Here is a 15,112-nt window from a genome sequence, read left to right on the forward strand (position 1 = left end):
CGAGTATCATGAATGTTTTTAGTAGTTAGTAGTTTGTAGTTAGTATTAAGAACTTTAGCGGATAATGATTATTTGTTGTTTTGAACCAAGAAAGGAAGGATGAAAAAGATGAGCAGGATCCTGTAAATCCCCAAATCCTTCCTTTCCTGGTTCAAGACAATAAACCTTTATATTGAAAACAAACCCGATCCTGACAATCCTCAAATCCTTCCTTTCCTGGTTCAAAGACAATCTAAAAAGGCACCCCCAATCCTGACAATCCTTGAATCCTTCCTTTCCTGGTTCAAGACAATCCGCTCGACATAATCCCCATACCACCAACCAACAACCCTACCCAAAATCCACAAAAAAAGCGCCTAGTCGGCGCCTTTTTAATATCTAATATCTAAAATCTAACATCTATTATTCAAAATACTCTTTGATACGTTCGAAGAAGGACTTCTCACTTTTACCCGGTTGAGGTTTAAAGTTTGCTGAGCCTTTCAATTTCTCTAACAATTCTTTTTCCTCTTTGGAAACAGTTTTCGGGGTCCATACATTCACGTAAACCAATTGGTCGCCTTTGTGGTATGAATTCACTTCCGGCAATCCTTTCCCTTTTAAGCGAAGGATTTTACCACCTTGAGTTCCTGGGTCGATTTTGATCTTTGCTTTACCGTCGATTGTTGGGATTTCCACGCTTGTTCCTAAAGCTGCATCTGCAAAATTGATGTATAGATCATAAATTACATTGATGCCATCGCGCTTCAAGGTCTCATGCGGAAGTTCTTCAACCAAGATAATCAAATCACCAGGGATGCCACCGCGAGGGGCAGCATTACCTTTGCCGCTCATCGACAATTGCATGCCTTCGCTTACACCTGCAGGGATGTTGATGGAGATCGTTTCTTCACCGCGCTCTAAGCCTTCGCCTTTACAGGTTGTACATTTCGCAGTAATCTCAACGCCTTCACCATTACAAGTAGGGCAGGTGCTTGTTGTTTGCATCTGACCTAAGATCGTATTCGTCACACGACGAACAGAACCACTACCACCACAAGTGTTACAGGTATGGTAAGAGCTTTTATCTTTTGCGCCAGTACCGCTACAGGTATGACAAACAACTTGCTTATTTACTTTAACCTTTTTCTCGACGCCTTTCGCAATCTCCTCTAGGGTCAATTTTACTTTAATACGTAAGTTACTTCCACGTTGTACACGACGACCACCACGGCCTCCGCCACCACCACCGAAGAAACTTTCAAACGGATTGCCACCACCGAAGATATCACCAAACTGGCTAAAGATATCTTCCATGTTCATGCCGCCGCCACCATAACCGCCAGCAGCAGAATTACCCGCATGACCAAACTGATCATAACGCGCGCGCTTTTCCGAATTGCTTAATATCTCGTAAGCTTCAGCAGCTTCCTTAAATTTATCTTCCGCTTCCTTATCGCCCGGATTCTTATCTGGGTGATATTTAATAGCTAATTTACGATAGGCACTCTTAATCTCCGTCACTTCGGCAGTGCGGGAAACACCTAGGACATCGTAATAATCTCTCTTTGACATTTTATTTTTCTTATTGACCTACTACAACTTTTGCAAAACGTAATACACTGTCATTTAAGAAATAACCTTTCTCAATCACATCGATTACTTTATTTTTTAAATCGTCGCTAGGTGCAGGGATAGAAGTAATAGCTTCCTGATATTCGGGATCAAATGGCTGCCCGATCACATCCATTTCTTTTAGACCTAATTGTTCCATCGTTTTGCGGAACTTGGTATTTACTAGGTCAACGCCTTGCTTTACGCTGTCGTCATTCGGAATATCTTTCATAAAAGACATCGCACGATCGAAGTCATCTAACACAGGTAATAATTTCACTAACACATCTTTTCCTGCCGATTGCATTAAATCAAGCTTCTCTTTGGATGTGCGCTTTTTATAGTTGTCAAACTCCGCAACTAAACGTGTATATCTGTCATTAGACTCTGCCAATTTGTTGTTTAGGCTTTCTACTTCGTCAACTTCAGGGCTCTCAACGTTTGTCGTCGAATCTGTTTCTTCTGAATTTAAGTTTTCGTCTTGAATATTTTCGTTTTCGTTCATCATCACCGTTAAATTATATTCTTAAATCTGGTTCAATCAATTTTTTTGCCAATAAAAAAAATCCGACAGCCTGTCAGTGTTTTATATGTTTACACTTGCAAAATGTCGGATTATTCAGATTAATGTCAGTTTTTAGATGCTGACATTGTCATGCAAACCACCATCCGAGGTACGGATAATGCGTGCAGGCATATTTTTAATAATTTGATAATCGTGCGTAGCCATCAAGACTGCTGTTCCTGAAGATGCGATATCGCGAAGTAACAATACAATCTCTTCCGATGTAGCAGGGTCTAAGTTACCCGTAGGCTCATCGGCCAAAATAATCTCTGGGTTATTCAACAATGCTCTAGCAATAACTACACGTTGCTGCTCACCACCGGAAAGTTCATGTGGCATTTTCTTTAATTTCGAACGTAGACCTACTTTCTCCAACACATCAAGCATGCGGTTCTCGATTAAGCCTTTTTCCTTCCAGCCTGTAGCACGAAGTGCAAATTCTAAGTTCTTCTCAATCGTACGGTCGTTCAATAAGTGAAAATCCTGAAAGACAATACCTAGTTTTCTGCGCAAGAAGGGAACATCGTTTTCATGAAGCTTCTTCAAATCAAATCCAGCAACCATGCCTTCGCCATTAGCGATATAAAGATCACCGTAAATAATTTTCAATAAACTACTTTTACCTGAGCCAGACTGACCGATCAAGTAAAGAAATTCGCCCTGAGCAATATCTAAGTTTACATTAGATAGTACCAGGTGCTTCTGTTGGTATATATCGACGTTCTTAAGTTTAATAACCGTATTTTCTCTCATATCTTTCTATAAGTCAATTTTTTTTATCTGACCAAATGGCAATTCGCGAACTACATCCATGATATAATCCAATTTATCACCAAGGCCAATTTTATCAAGGGATTTATCAGGTCGATCTACTCGAAAGTATGCTAATAGGGTAAATGCATTATCACGCAATTGAACATAATCCGGAATCTTCGCAACACCCTTTACTTTGATAACATACATGTAAACAAAATTATAATTTTTTATTAATACACAGTTATATTAACGCTACAATTTAGCTTTTATTGGTTCGCACGTAAGAATTCCAACGTATTCACCCCATCCGCATAATCATCGAGTGCGGGACACTGACTAGATCCTAGCGGAAATACAGGCGAACCTACATTCAGATCAACCGCTGATGTAACGCACTGAATATCCAATTCATGCTTATTGATATACGTTTCAACCTGATCTAGCGAGCTATAGCGTTCATAGTGAACGACCGCAAGGGGAGAAGCCATACTTTCATCTTCCTTCAACAGCAAAAAGCCATTATCGAAATGTTGATTCTTATTGATCAGGTAGATCGACTTATTGAAATCGTAGTTGTTGTTGTATTTGAAATGATCTTTGATCCAGTTGAATGACTCCACAGCTTCAAAGAACTTCGCCACATCATAGTTCTCCGGAATAAAAACTTTGGAAACCGAACGACAGCCCAAACCAAAGAAATCAAAGATATCATGGCCAAGAGCCTTCAATTGCTCGTCAGTTTCCTCGCCTGACAACACAGCGATGGAATTTCTGTTCTTACGGATAATATGTGGTTTTTTACCGAAATAGTGTTCAAAGTAACGAGCAGAATTATTGCTTCCCGTAGCGATTACCAAATCAAAATCTTTCAGGATATCAACGATGGCAAAACGAGCAGCGAATGCCGGCTCAATCTCGACCAACTTATCCAAAACAAACTTCGTTAGACCCGCATCGTCCGACGAGGTCTTAATCTGTGCTTTAAAGCCAGTAATCAGCACACATAGGATATCATGAAAGCCTACAAGCGGAAGGTTTCCAGCAAGCACCAAGCCTACCATCTTATCGGTTTCCTGATCCGGAAAATCAGCTAGCCAAGCATTCAAATTTGCCTCCGTCAGCTGCGCGCCGAAAGCCTTAAATTGCTGTGCTACGTATCGAGAGGTGTACCAAGGATTTAAGCGCTCAACACGATCTAAAACTGCTTGAATTGCTGCATCATCCGATGCTAAAAAAGAACCTAACTGACTGAATGCTTGAATGCGTTGTTCTCGTACCAAAACTTACTATTTAGAATTATTCTCTACTATTTTTGTCTTATATTTGCCACATAAAAGTCAATTACTATTAAATTGATATACTTTATTTTTATCGAGTATATATTTAATGTTAACTTTGACAAGTGCAAAATTAGTTTATTATTTTATTGTAAGGACATAAATGGCAATTAAAATTACTGACGAATGTATAAATTGTGGGGCTTGCGAACCAGAATGCCCAAACAACGCAATTTATGATGCTGGAGTAACTTGGAAGTTTTCGGATGGTACTGCTTTGGATGGTGTTATTGATTTCGGCGATGGCGTTACATTAGACGCAAACGAATCGCAAGAAGCAATCTCCAACGAAGTCTATTATATTGTATCAGATAAATGTACAGAGTGTGTGGGATTCCATGATGAACCGCAATGTGCTGCAGTATGTCCGGTAGATTGTTGTGTAGACGACGAAGACGTTCGCGAATCTAACGACGAACTACTAGCTAAGAAAGCTTGGTTACACGCTGAATAAGCATTTAAATAAAAAAACAAAAAAGCCTGTCGAACGACAGGCTTTTTTGTTTTTTAGTAGTTGGTGATAAATGTTGTCTTTTAGAATTTGGTTTAGAAAGGAGAGTTTGTGTGAGTAATTGGTTTAGAAAGGAGAGCTTGTCTTTGACCGTTGGTTTAGAAAGCGAAGTTTGTCTTTGAACCAGGAAAGGAAGGATTTAGGGATTGGCAGGATCTAGTCTAACTGCTTAATATTTGCTAATGAACTCGTTTTGCTTAAAGCCCTTTCAAACCCCTTTATAACCCAATGCATAACCCAATCAAAGCCGCTTCAAAAGGGTTTTGATATGGGAGTGATATGGGAGTGATTGGCTAAGGAGTGGATGATGAATTATTCGGCAGCTTAATTGTTGCTTTTGTTTTGAACCAAGAAAGAAAGTATGAGGATGAACAGGATCCTGTAAATCTTTAAATCCTTCCTTTCTTGGTTCAAGACAATTTTTCCTTTCCGCATGATCCTGCCAATCCTTAAATCCTTCCTTTCCTGGTTCAAGACAAACATCCGGACAAGACATCCTGCCAATCCCTATATCCTTCTTTCCCTGGTTCAAAACACTTTAAAACAAAGAATCAAAACAAACTTCCCTTCCTGTTTAATCAACAGTTCAAAACAAACTATACCTCAGCTACTTAGAAATCTCATCCTCTCAAGCTGCGCCCTCCATTTCCCTAAATTATTTGCTTTACAGTGCTATTTTTTTATTTTTGTCAGGCGGAAAATTGAAAATAACGAATAACATAACCCCTAAATTAACTACATGTCTAAAAAAACAACGGGATATATTCTACTAATAACCATTGCGTTAGCCTCTATTATCACTCTTCTATACGAATTTAACATTGTTGCTGTTCCGGCTACTGTTATGGTTGTGGTCCGTTGGGTTACGGCGGCTGTATTGGTTTTGAATGCCTTGGTTCGTCGAAATCTAACAACATGGATTTTGACCTGTATGATATTGGGTATCTTTATCGGTCTTGATTTACCAAATGCTGCGCGTGCCTTGCAACCTTTAAGTCAAGGGTTTATCAAGCTCGTGAAGACTATTGTTGGACCAATTCTATTCTCGACATTAGTATTTGGTATTGCCGGACACTCCGATTTAAAGCAGGTTGGGCGTATGGCTTGGAAATCCATGCTATACTTCTTCTTGGCTACGACTTGTGCGATCTTCATCGGATTGGCAGCCATCAACTTAACACAAGCAGGTGTTGGTATTGATATCGAGCACATGCCGCACGAAGAACTTCCAACAACATCGGCGGTTTCTGAGGCGGATAAAGTAGCGTTAGAGCATATCGACGAAAGTGCACATTGGCTGTTTAAGTTTACAACCTTCTTTAGAGATACATTCCCGGAGAATATTGTAAAGTCCATTTATGAGAATAAGGTATTACAGATTGTGGTTTTTGCAGTTATCTTCGGTATCGGTTTAGCGATGGTGGAGGAGAAAAAGCGAAAGCCGCTGGTCGATTTTACGGAAAGTCTATCCGAAGCCATGTTCAAATTCACCAATCTGGTGATGCTCTTCGCACCTATTGGTGTGGGCGCAGCGATGGCCTATACGGTTGGACACCTAGGGGTGGACATCCTGAAAAACCTCTTTATGCTTTTGGCAACACTTTACCTTGCCTTGATCATGTTCTTACTGGTGGTTTTATTGCCAGTTGCGTTATACTTAAAAGTTCCTATAAAACAATTTGTTAACGCTATTAAAGAGCCGGTTTCCATTGCCTTTGCAACGACGAGTTCGGATGCTGCGCTTCCAAAAGCGATGAGTGCGATGGAGAAATTTGGTGTTCCGCGACGCATCGTATCCTTTGTTATTCCGACGGGATATAGCTTTAACCTCGACGGAACTTCGCTTTACCTTTCTTTAGCATCAATCTTCGTGGCGCAAGCAGCGGGAATTGATCTTTCCTTCGGACAGCAATTAGCAATTGCCTTTACCCTGATGATTACTTCAAAAGGGGTGGCAGCTGTTCCTAGAGCTTCGTTGATCGTATTGATCGCAACAGCAGATCAGTTTGGTTTGCCAGTGTTTGTTATCGCAGCGATCTTAGGTATCGACGAATTAATGGATATGGCAAGAACGTCGGTGAACGTTATTGGTAACTGTTTAGCGACGGTTGTTGTAGCGAAATGGGAAGGGGAATTTGATGAAGCGGCTCCGTTCCGCGTGGATTCCGACGAAGACGGAATCAAGGAAATTGCGGAGGTCATCGAAGAAGGACCTGAAAACGAAACAAGATCTTAAATAGAGAGGGGATGTTCATTCGAGCATCCCCTTCGTTTTGAATATATGAATTATTAATTGCCAAATTAAGATATATAGCCCTTCACGTATTGTTTGGTAATTTCATTTTGTGGATTCAACAGCACATCCTCCGTTTTCCCAAATTCCACGATTTCACCATTGTATAAGAAAAGTATATAGTCTGACACCCTGCGCGCCTGGCGAAGGATATGGGTAACCAAGACGATCGTATAATCTTCTTTAAGTTGAATCAACAGATTTTCTATCGTTTGTGTTGAAATAGGGTCCAAGGCGGAGGTAGATTCGTCGCCTAAGATAATTTCAGGCTCCACAGCAAGTCCACGCGCTAAACAAAGGCGCTGTTGCTGCCCGATAGATAAACGTGTCGCAGAGGCATCCAAACGATCTTTCACTTCATCCCATAATCCCACATTCACCAACTGTTGCTCAACAATCGCTTTTAAAGTATTTTTGTCCCGAATACCATGAATTTTTGGACCATAAGCGATATTATCAAATATCGACATCGGCAATGGAAAAGGCTTCTGCGAAAGCAGGCCCATTTTCTTACGAATATGCGTCACTTCTGCGCCTGGAGCATAAATATCCTCGTTGTTCACCAGTACAGAACCTGTTACCTCTACATCTTTTTGATCGTCTAGCAGTCGGTTCAAAGTCTTCAATAGCGTCGTCTTCCCGCAACCCGAGGGACCTATAATGGAGGTTATCGAGTTATTCGGAATATCCAGACTGATATTCTTCAGAATCTGTTTTCCTTCTACCGTTACGTTCAAATCCTTGATCTGAATCTTTGGAAGGACGATACGGCTTAAATCTTGTGCTTTTTCTGCTTCGACGCTAGGATATGTGAGCATAGAACGATGATTAAGATGATAATAGTTAATACTAAAGCGGAGGCATAGGCACGGCCTTGGACTTCCGGAATAGGACTGCTAAGCTGGAAGAATATAGCCAGTGGCAGTGTCGCAGTTGGCTCATCGATGTATTTAGGTAAGTTATCGCTGAAGCCGGTAGTCAACAAGACGCCGGCAACATCGCCAATAGCGCGCCCAAATGCCAATAAAACTGCTGTAAATAGCCCCGGCTTTATATATTTGATCATGACACGTGCTGTTTCCCAGCGCGTTGCTCCAAGGGAAGCCGTGACATGTCTCAGATCTTGAGGAATGGTAGAGATCAGCTCATCCAAAGTTCTCACTACGATGGGGATAGTCAACAAAGTTATGGTGATAATACCCCCAAGCAAAGATGCTCTAATACCAAGGAACACCATAATGCTAAACGCTATGGCGCCATAAACAATGGAGGGAATACCGAACAACACATCGAACAATAGCTTGGCACTTCGCGCTAAGGAAGAACCTTTCTTGACATAGATATTCAAATAAAGCGCGATGGGTATTCCGATTAACGTCGCTAACAAAGTCGAAGCACTAGCCAAGTACAGCGAACCCAAGATAGCGTTTAGAATTCCGCCTTCTTTTCCGATATAAAATCCTCCCTGTGGTACTTTGCTAATCATGTCCCAGGACAGGTAGGGCAAGCCTTTGTAAAGGATTGTTCCTACGATGAAAAATAAGGAGCCGGTGATAATGATACCGGAAAGCTGCATAAACATTTTGGCAAGCTTCTCTTGAAACAGTCTAGATTTTACAGTTCTCATCTTAATACTTTGCCTCCAGTTTATTTAAGATTAATCTTGAAATCAGGTTAAAGCCGAAAATGATGACAAAGAGCAATAGCGCTGCAAACATCAATGCCGAATCGTATAAAGGAATAGACATCATTTCTCCAAAGTTATTCGCTATTAAAGCAGGAATGGGATAACCGGCGTCAAAGATTGATTTTGGGATTTGCGGGATATTACCACAGACCATCAATACGGCGACCGTTTCACCAAACGCCCGGGAAATGGCCAATACCACTGCCGCAAATATTCCAGGCTTAGCTTTCTTCAGTACAACATGCTTGATTGTTTCCCAACGAGTCGCACCAAGGCTAAGGGAAACAGCACGTAGCTCGTACGGAATAGTATTCAATACTTCAACCATGATGCTGACCATAATCGGAAAGATCATGACCGCCAGTACAATACCACCGGCAAAAACAGAATAGCCGGTCGTGCTGATACCAAATATTGGCGCTATATAAGTTCCTAAAAGAGGAACTACAAATAATACCCCCCAAACTCCATATAATACCGGTGGGATTGCTGTCAGCACATTCACTAATGGAAGCACCATATTGCGCAATCGGTCAGATGCATATTCGACTAAATAGACTGACGCGAGAATACACAAAGGGACTGCAATTAATAAGGATAACAAGGTAACCCAGATGGTGCCGAGGATAAAAGAAAGGAAGCCAAATTGCCCTTTTAACGGAGCCCACACGCTTTCGGTCAGTACATCCCATAGCGAGAACTCTGTTAGAAGTGGGGTTGCTTTCCATACTAAGCCAACGACGATGAGTACAATGACCAAGCTGGTGATCCCTAATAATCCCGCCGACACCCGCTGCGCTATCTTATCTTTTACTAATCTGTTTATCACCAATGCTTAATTTTTGTAATTGTTGTGCTATAACGTCTTTTTCCAAAGGCACATATCCATTCTCCAATAGATAAGCCTGCTGCTTTTCCTGTAATACAAATTCTATAAATGCTTTCAATAGCCTTGTCTGTTGATCATTACGAACGACGAACATCAGTTCGCGTGCAGGTGGAGACGGATATTTCTGTTGCGCGACAGCGTTGGTCAGTTGATCGATGCTATCATAGAAGTTTTCATCCGGATCGATCTTCCCGTTTTGGTTTAAGTCTATCGGCAGGGCAGCAATCTGCGCGCTGGCTTTCTTTGATTTTAAGTCGTAGACATAATTGATGTTGTTGAATCCGATAGCCAGTTTGTTGTCTTTGATAGCTTGAGCAAGTCCGGGGTCGCCGAATATTCCAATGCCTTTTAGATCTTCCTGATTGGCTTTAAAGAACTTAGCCCATGTTTCTGCTGCTCCGGCGGCATCTGAACGAACATATACTTCCAACGGCTCTTGAACAAAGCGGGAATCGATATCCGACCATAATTTATAATAACCTCTTAGAAAGATGTGTTTTAATTCCTCCTGAGTAAACCCGCGTTCTTTGATCAGCTTATAATTGGGGTGCTCGCTATTAACAGTACCAATAACAGCATCATTTGCAACAAGGACCGGGTAAGCTCCTTTTTCCAGCTCCTGTGCATGCAGATCGCGAGAAACCAATCCGATATCGACCATGTTGGTCAAGACATCTGCAATTCCTTTACCCGCTCCACCAGCAGAGATATTGAAACGTACGTCCGGGTTTTCTTTCTTGAAATCTTCGCTCCATAATACCGCTAATGGGTAGAGTGCGAAGGCTCCAGATATAGAAATATTACCAACATATCCGCGCTCCGAATCATAGCCCTCAGAAACTTTCGGTGCGCAACTGCTCAACAAAAGTGTTGTTAATAAACTGATAGACAATGATTTATTTAGCTTCATGAGCGTCTTTAAAATTACGTTTTGAAATTATTTCTACAAATATATACTAAATCACTAGATATTATATATTATTTTTACAGAAAATTTATACATTTGTCCATCGAACCTTAAGAATACTATAATATAAGGTAGATGTTATTGAATTATTAATAATACTAACTAGGTTAAAGATGCAGAGTTTTCGTACGGAATTAGAGAATCCAGTCGTTGAGCAAGAGATAATCGAGCTGGAGAGAAAGATTAGGAGTTTTCAGAAAGGGGAGATCCCAGATGAGAAATTCCGTTCTTTAAGATTGGCTAGGGGAGTATATGGTCAACGTCAGCCGGGTGTGCAGATGGTGCGTATCAAACTTCCTTTTGGCAAGGTTACTTTCAAGCAACTGCTTAAAATCGCTGATATCTCTGATGAGTACGCAAGCAAGAATTTGCACTTAACTACCCGCCAAGATATACAGATACATTTTGTTAGCTTGGATAAAACACCTGAGCTATGGGCGAAGTTAGCGGAGGATGATATTACATTACGCGAGGCTTGTGGAAACACGGTTCGTAATGTGACTGCTTCAGCGACCGCCGGAATTGATCCAGACGAGTTGTTTGATGTGTCGCCATACGCGCAAAAAACATTTGAATACTTCCTAAGGAATCCTGTTTGTGCGGAGATGGGTAGAAAAATTAAGATGTCGTTTTCATCGTCAGATAAGGACTCTGCATTTTCATATATACACGATTTCGGCTTTATCCCTAAAATCAGGGTGGTAAATGGCGAAGAACAACGTGGTTTCAAAGTGATGCTAGGTGGTGGATTGGGAGCTCAACCTATTCTAGCCTATGAGATCTTTGATTTCTTAGCTGAGGATGATTTTATCCCATATATAGAAGCGACTCTTCGCGTGTTCGACCGACATGGAGAACGCAATAACCGCAATAAGGCTCGTTTTAAATATCTCATACAAAAGCTAGGCTTAGAGAGCGTCTTAGCGCTTATAGAAGAAGAAAAGACGGCAATTAAGAACACTAAGGTAAAGGTTGATCGAAATCTGATTCAGCAACCTGCAGCTCCAACGGAGGAAGTAACCGAAGTAGAAGCGATTGACCAGATCGGTTTTGAAATATGGAAACAGACTAATGTTTTTGAGCAAAAACAGAAAGGATATTATGGTGTCTATGCAAATATCCAGACTGGCGATATTTCAACAGAGAAAGCACGTGTATTGGTTGCCGGGCTGCGTGGGCACATTGCGGATGATATCCGCATTACTCAAGATCAGAATTTACTCTTCAAGTATGTTCGCCAGGAATCTCTGGCTCATATTTACAATGTGCTGTCAAGCTTAGGCTTTTCAAAACCAGGGCATAATAGTACGGCGGATATCACCACATGTCCCGGCACTGATACTTGTAATCTTGGTATCTCCAATTCAACAGAAATGGCTCGCGTACTTGAAAACTATATCCATGAATTTCATACCGACTTCGTTTTTGAAGAGCAATTAAAGATCAAGATTTCTGGCTGTATGAACTCTTGCGGACAACACGGTCTTGCTCATATTGGCTTCCATGGGAGCTCTGTAAAAGCTGGCGGCGCAGTGATTCCTGCAGCGCAAGTGATGTTAGCCGGAGGTACAATTGGCGATGGAAAAGGTCGTGTAGCAGAGCGTGTTATCAAAGTGCCTACGAAGCGTGTTTTGCAAGTTGTAGATCTGTTGTTGACCGACTTTAAAGCCAATAAATCAGCTGAGCAGAACTTTCATGATTATTATGATCAGCAGACGAAAGACTATTTCTATAGATTACTGAAGCCGCTGGCTGATTTAACGACATTGACCCCCGATGAGCACATCGACTGGGGACATGAGGAAACCTTTGCGACTGCAATCGGCGTGGGCGAATGTGCCGGTGTTATTATTGACTTGGTTGCAACCCTGTTGTTGGAAGCGGAAGAGAAATTGGATCTCTCTAGACTCGCGTTGGAGAAAGGACAATATGCAGATGCCATCTATCATGCTTACAGTTCGTTTGTATGGACAGCCAAGGCTTTATTGTTAGATAAAGGAATAAATTCTTCAACACAAGCAGCAGTTATACAGGAGTTTGATACGCATTATGTAAACGAAGGCTTATTTAGTTTTCCGACTAGCTTCAGTGAGCGTGTTTTACAAATCAATAAATATGAGCCCTCTAAGGAATTTGCAGAAGCATACCTTTTGCAGGCCACCGCTTTTGGCTTAGAAGGAGCGGAACGTAGGGAAGAATTAAAGGCGGTTAGTCAATAAAACAGGAGGGAAGAATGAAAGAAATTAAACCAAAAGTAACTTTAGTAGGCGCAGGGCCGGGAGATCCTGATCTCATCACTTTGAAAGGAATACGTGCTATAGCGTCTGCGGATGTGATTTTATATGATGCTTTAGTGAATGAGAGCTTGCTGGAGTACGCGAGCAAAGATTGCACAAAAATATATGTAGGGAAACGTGCGGAGCGATTATCGACTTCACAAGACCATATAAATCAGCTGTTAATTGATTATGCGCTGACTCATGGGCATGTCGTTCGATTAAAGGGCGGTGATCCTTTTGTATTCGGACGAGGTGGCGAAGAATTGGATTTTGTTCGACAATTTGATATAGAAACGGCAGTAGTGCCCGGCATCTCCTCATCAGTTGGGTTAACGGGTCTTCAGCAAATCCCATTGACTTATAGGGGTATCTCAGAGTCTTTTTGGGTAATTACAGGCTCCACTAGCGATGGCCGTCTATCGAACGATTTGTACACTGCTGTACAGACCAATGCAACGGTTGTTGTTTTGATGGGTTTTTCGAAGCTGCGAGAGATTGTTGCGCTGTATCAATCTGAGGGCAAAGGCAATTTACCTATCGCCTTAATTCAGAATGGATCTTTACCAAACGAAAGGGTTGTATTAGGCCGAATAAACAGCATTATACAGGACGCTGAGCGTAGTTTGGTTGGAGTTCCGGCGATCATCGTACTAGGAGAAGTCGTTGCAAAGCATCAGGAATTTGAAGCAGTAAAACTTGAATTAGCAAGCATTCAAAACGTATAGTGCGATGAATACATTATTTCCTATTTACGTTAAGTTGGACCAAATCAACACGTTGCTTATCGGTGGAGGACCTGTAGGCTTGGAAAAGCTGCAAGCGCTGCTTAGCAATTCTCCAAATGCAAAAGTTAAGATTATAGCGCGTGATGTGATCGACGAGATAGTTGCCTTGGTAAATTCAAATGAATTACTATCCTTAGAAATACGCGAATTTCAAGAACGTGATCTTGACGGTATGGACTTGCTGATTATGGCCACAAACAATCCGGAATTTAATGAGGAAGTTAAACAGCTCGCTAAGTCAAGACATCTGTTGGTCAATGTGGCTGACAAGCCTGATTTATGCGATTTCTACCTCGGGTCTGTCGTGCAGAAAGGAAACCTGAAGATAGGGATTTCCACCAACGGCAAATCACCTACCATAGCGAAGCGCCTAAAAGAATTTTTAAATGAATTATTGCCAGAGGAAATTGATGAAACATTGAATCTCATGGCTTCTTATAGAAATAGCTTAAAGGGCGATTTCCAAAGAAAAGTGACCGTCTTGAACGCGCATACCGAATCATTATTGAAAGGAGCAGGATCATGATAGAACAATTAAAGAGCGATTTAGCAGGTTTGGACGCTCGGGAGATTCTGACCTATGTCAATGCGCGGTTTGGAGAGGAAGCGATCTTTTCGACGTCATTTGGAATAGAGGATCAGGTCATTACACATTTGCTATCGGAGATAAATGCTACGACTCGTGTTTTTACCCTCGATACAGGTCGTTTGTTTCCGGAGACTTATTATGTATGGAACAGAACGTTGGATATCTACAAGCTTCCGATACAGGCTTATTATCCGAGAACAGAAGCGGTGGAAGAATTGATCAGTACCAAAGGACCGTCGAGCTTCTATGAGTCGACGGAAAATCGAAAGGAATGTTGTTTTATCCGGAAGATTGAACCTTTGAAACGTGCGATCAACGGATACAAGGTATGGATTACCGGTATACGGGCAGAACAGTCGGAAAACCGAGATCACATGGAATTCATCGAGTGGGATGAGGGTAATCAGATTATCAAGGTTCATCCATTGTTCAACTGGACCCTGGAAATGGTCGAGACGTTCTTAAAAGTCAATTTTGTGCCTTATAATCCTTTACATGACAAAGGGTTTCCGAGCATCGGTTGCCAGCCCTGTACCAGGGCGATAGCTGCAGGGGAGGATTTCCGTGCAGGCCGCTGGTGGTGGGAAGATAAAAGCAAGAAAGAGTGCGGGTTACATGTTACAAGTAAATAATAGATTAACGTATGGATTACTTAGATCATCTAGAGGCGGAAGCCATTTATATATTGCGTGAGGTTGCCGGGCAATTCGAAAAGCCAGCTTTGCTATTCTCTGGCGGGAAAGACTCGATAACGCTAGTACACCTGGCAAAGAAAGCATTTAGACCGGGTAAATTTCCTTTTCCACTCGTACATATTGATACCGGGCATAATTTCCCCGAAACAATAGAGTATAGAGATTG

The 15,112-nt window shown here is 41.6% G+C and carries 16 protein-coding genes; 7 read left to right on the top strand and 9 right to left on the bottom strand.

Annotated elements, in window-relative coordinates; all coding sequences use genetic code 11:
* Nucleotides 1–402: 402 nt before the first annotated feature.
* The 5 genes from dnaJ to B2400_RS11010 form a co-directional block, all read right to left on the bottom strand.
* On the bottom strand, nucleotides 403–1,554 hold the full coding sequence (gene dnaJ, locus B2400_RS10990) for a molecular chaperone DnaJ (protein WP_293933329.1): 1,152 nt from the start codon (nucleotides 1,552–1,554) through the stop codon (nucleotides 403–405).
* 10 nt (nucleotides 1,555–1,564) lie between these two features.
* Nucleotides 1,565–2,101, bottom strand: a complete 537-nt coding sequence (locus B2400_RS10995) for a nucleotide exchange factor GrpE (protein WP_246172195.1) — start codon at nucleotides 2,099–2,101, stop codon at nucleotides 1,565–1,567.
* Nucleotides 2,102–2,230: 129 nt separating this feature from the next.
* Nucleotides 2,231–2,911: a cell division ATP-binding protein FtsE gene (locus B2400_RS11000; protein ID WP_149525954.1), complete on the bottom strand. Its 681-nt coding sequence runs from the start codon at nucleotides 2,909–2,911 to the stop codon at nucleotides 2,231–2,233.
* 6 nt (nucleotides 2,912–2,917) lie between these two features.
* A complete protein-coding gene (locus tag B2400_RS11005; protein WP_293933333.1) occupies nucleotides 2,918–3,121 on the bottom strand; it encodes a fructose-6-phosphate aldolase in 204 nt (67 codons plus the stop codon).
* Between the two features lie 59 nt (nucleotides 3,122–3,180).
* Nucleotides 3,181–4,194, bottom strand: coding sequence for an acyl-CoA reductase (locus B2400_RS11010; RefSeq protein ID WP_149525956.1), 1,014 nt, complete (start codon nucleotides 4,192–4,194; stop codon nucleotides 3,181–3,183).
* 160 nt (nucleotides 4,195–4,354) lie between these two features.
* On the opposite strand from B2400_RS11010, the gene B2400_RS11015 reads away from it, so the two are divergent.
* Nucleotides 4,355–4,705, top strand: a complete 351-nt coding sequence (locus B2400_RS11015; RefSeq protein ID WP_046672889.1) for a 4Fe-4S dicluster domain-containing protein — start codon at nucleotides 4,355–4,357, stop codon at nucleotides 4,703–4,705.
* A gap of 796 nt (nucleotides 4,706–5,501) precedes the next feature.
* On the top strand, nucleotides 5,502–6,998 hold the full coding sequence (locus tag B2400_RS11020) for a dicarboxylate/amino acid:cation symporter (protein WP_293933337.1): 1,497 nt from the start codon (nucleotides 5,502–5,504) through the stop codon (nucleotides 6,996–6,998).
* Nucleotides 6,999–7,063: 65 nt separating this feature from the next.
* Here the strand turns inward: B2400_RS11020 and B2400_RS11025 are convergent, their stop codons facing one another.
* From B2400_RS11025 to B2400_RS11040, 4 genes are read right to left on the bottom strand one after another with little or no spacing between them, the layout of a single operon-like run.
* Complete coding sequence (locus B2400_RS11025; RefSeq protein WP_149525958.1) at nucleotides 7,064–7,873, bottom strand: phosphate ABC transporter ATP-binding protein; 810 nt, start codon at nucleotides 7,871–7,873, stop codon at nucleotides 7,064–7,066.
* A complete protein-coding gene (locus tag B2400_RS11030) occupies nucleotides 7,828–8,682 on the bottom strand; it encodes a PstA family ABC transporter permease (protein WP_149525959.1) in 855 nt (284 codons plus the stop codon). Before B2400_RS11030 ends, B2400_RS11025 begins: the two co-directional genes overlap by 46 nt.
* A gap of 1 nt (nucleotide 8,683) precedes the next feature.
* Entirely contained in the window at nucleotides 8,684–9,571 is an 888-nt protein-coding gene (gene pstC, locus B2400_RS11035; RefSeq protein WP_293933339.1) for a phosphate ABC transporter permease subunit PstC, read from the bottom strand.
* Nucleotides 9,546–10,541: a PstS family phosphate ABC transporter substrate-binding protein gene (locus B2400_RS11040; RefSeq protein ID WP_293933341.1), complete on the bottom strand. Its 996-nt coding sequence runs from the start codon at nucleotides 10,539–10,541 to the stop codon at nucleotides 9,546–9,548. Before B2400_RS11040 ends, pstC begins: the two co-directional genes overlap by 26 nt.
* Before the next feature lie 170 nt (nucleotides 10,542–10,711).
* Between B2400_RS11040 and B2400_RS11045 the strand changes: the two genes are divergently transcribed.
* The 5 genes from B2400_RS11045 to B2400_RS11065 all read left to right on the top strand — a co-directional run.
* The gene (locus B2400_RS11045; protein ID WP_293933343.1) at nucleotides 10,712–12,817 is read left to right on the top strand and encodes a HEPN domain-containing protein; all 2,106 of its coding nucleotides are present in this window, start codon (nucleotides 10,712–10,714) and stop codon (nucleotides 12,815–12,817) included.
* Nucleotides 12,818–12,831: 14 nt separating this feature from the next.
* Nucleotides 12,832–13,602 carry a uroporphyrinogen-III C-methyltransferase gene (gene cobA / locus B2400_RS11050; protein WP_293933345.1) on the top strand — a complete coding sequence of 257 codons (771 nt, stop codon included), beginning with the start codon at nucleotides 12,832–12,834 and terminating at the stop codon, nucleotides 13,600–13,602.
* Nucleotides 13,603–13,606: 4 nt separating this feature from the next.
* Entirely contained in the window at nucleotides 13,607–14,188 is a 582-nt protein-coding gene (locus B2400_RS11055; RefSeq protein WP_149525964.1) for a precorrin-2 dehydrogenase/sirohydrochlorin ferrochelatase family protein, read from the top strand.
* Nucleotides 14,182–14,883: a phosphoadenylyl-sulfate reductase gene (locus tag B2400_RS11060; protein ID WP_414712988.1), complete on the top strand. Its 702-nt coding sequence runs from the start codon at nucleotides 14,182–14,184 to the stop codon at nucleotides 14,881–14,883. The genes B2400_RS11055 and B2400_RS11060 overlap by 7 nt, the downstream gene beginning before the upstream one ends.
* A gap of 11 nt (nucleotides 14,884–14,894) precedes the next feature.
* Nucleotides 14,895–15,112 (top strand): phosphoadenosine phosphosulfate reductase family protein (locus B2400_RS11065; RefSeq protein ID WP_293933350.1); only part of this gene is annotated, 218 nt, incomplete at its 3' end.

Source organism: Sphingobacterium sp. UBA6645 (assembly GCF_002455685.1).
GTDB classification, from domain to species: Bacteria; Bacteroidota; Bacteroidia; order Sphingobacteriales; family Sphingobacteriaceae; genus Sphingobacterium; species Sphingobacterium hotanense.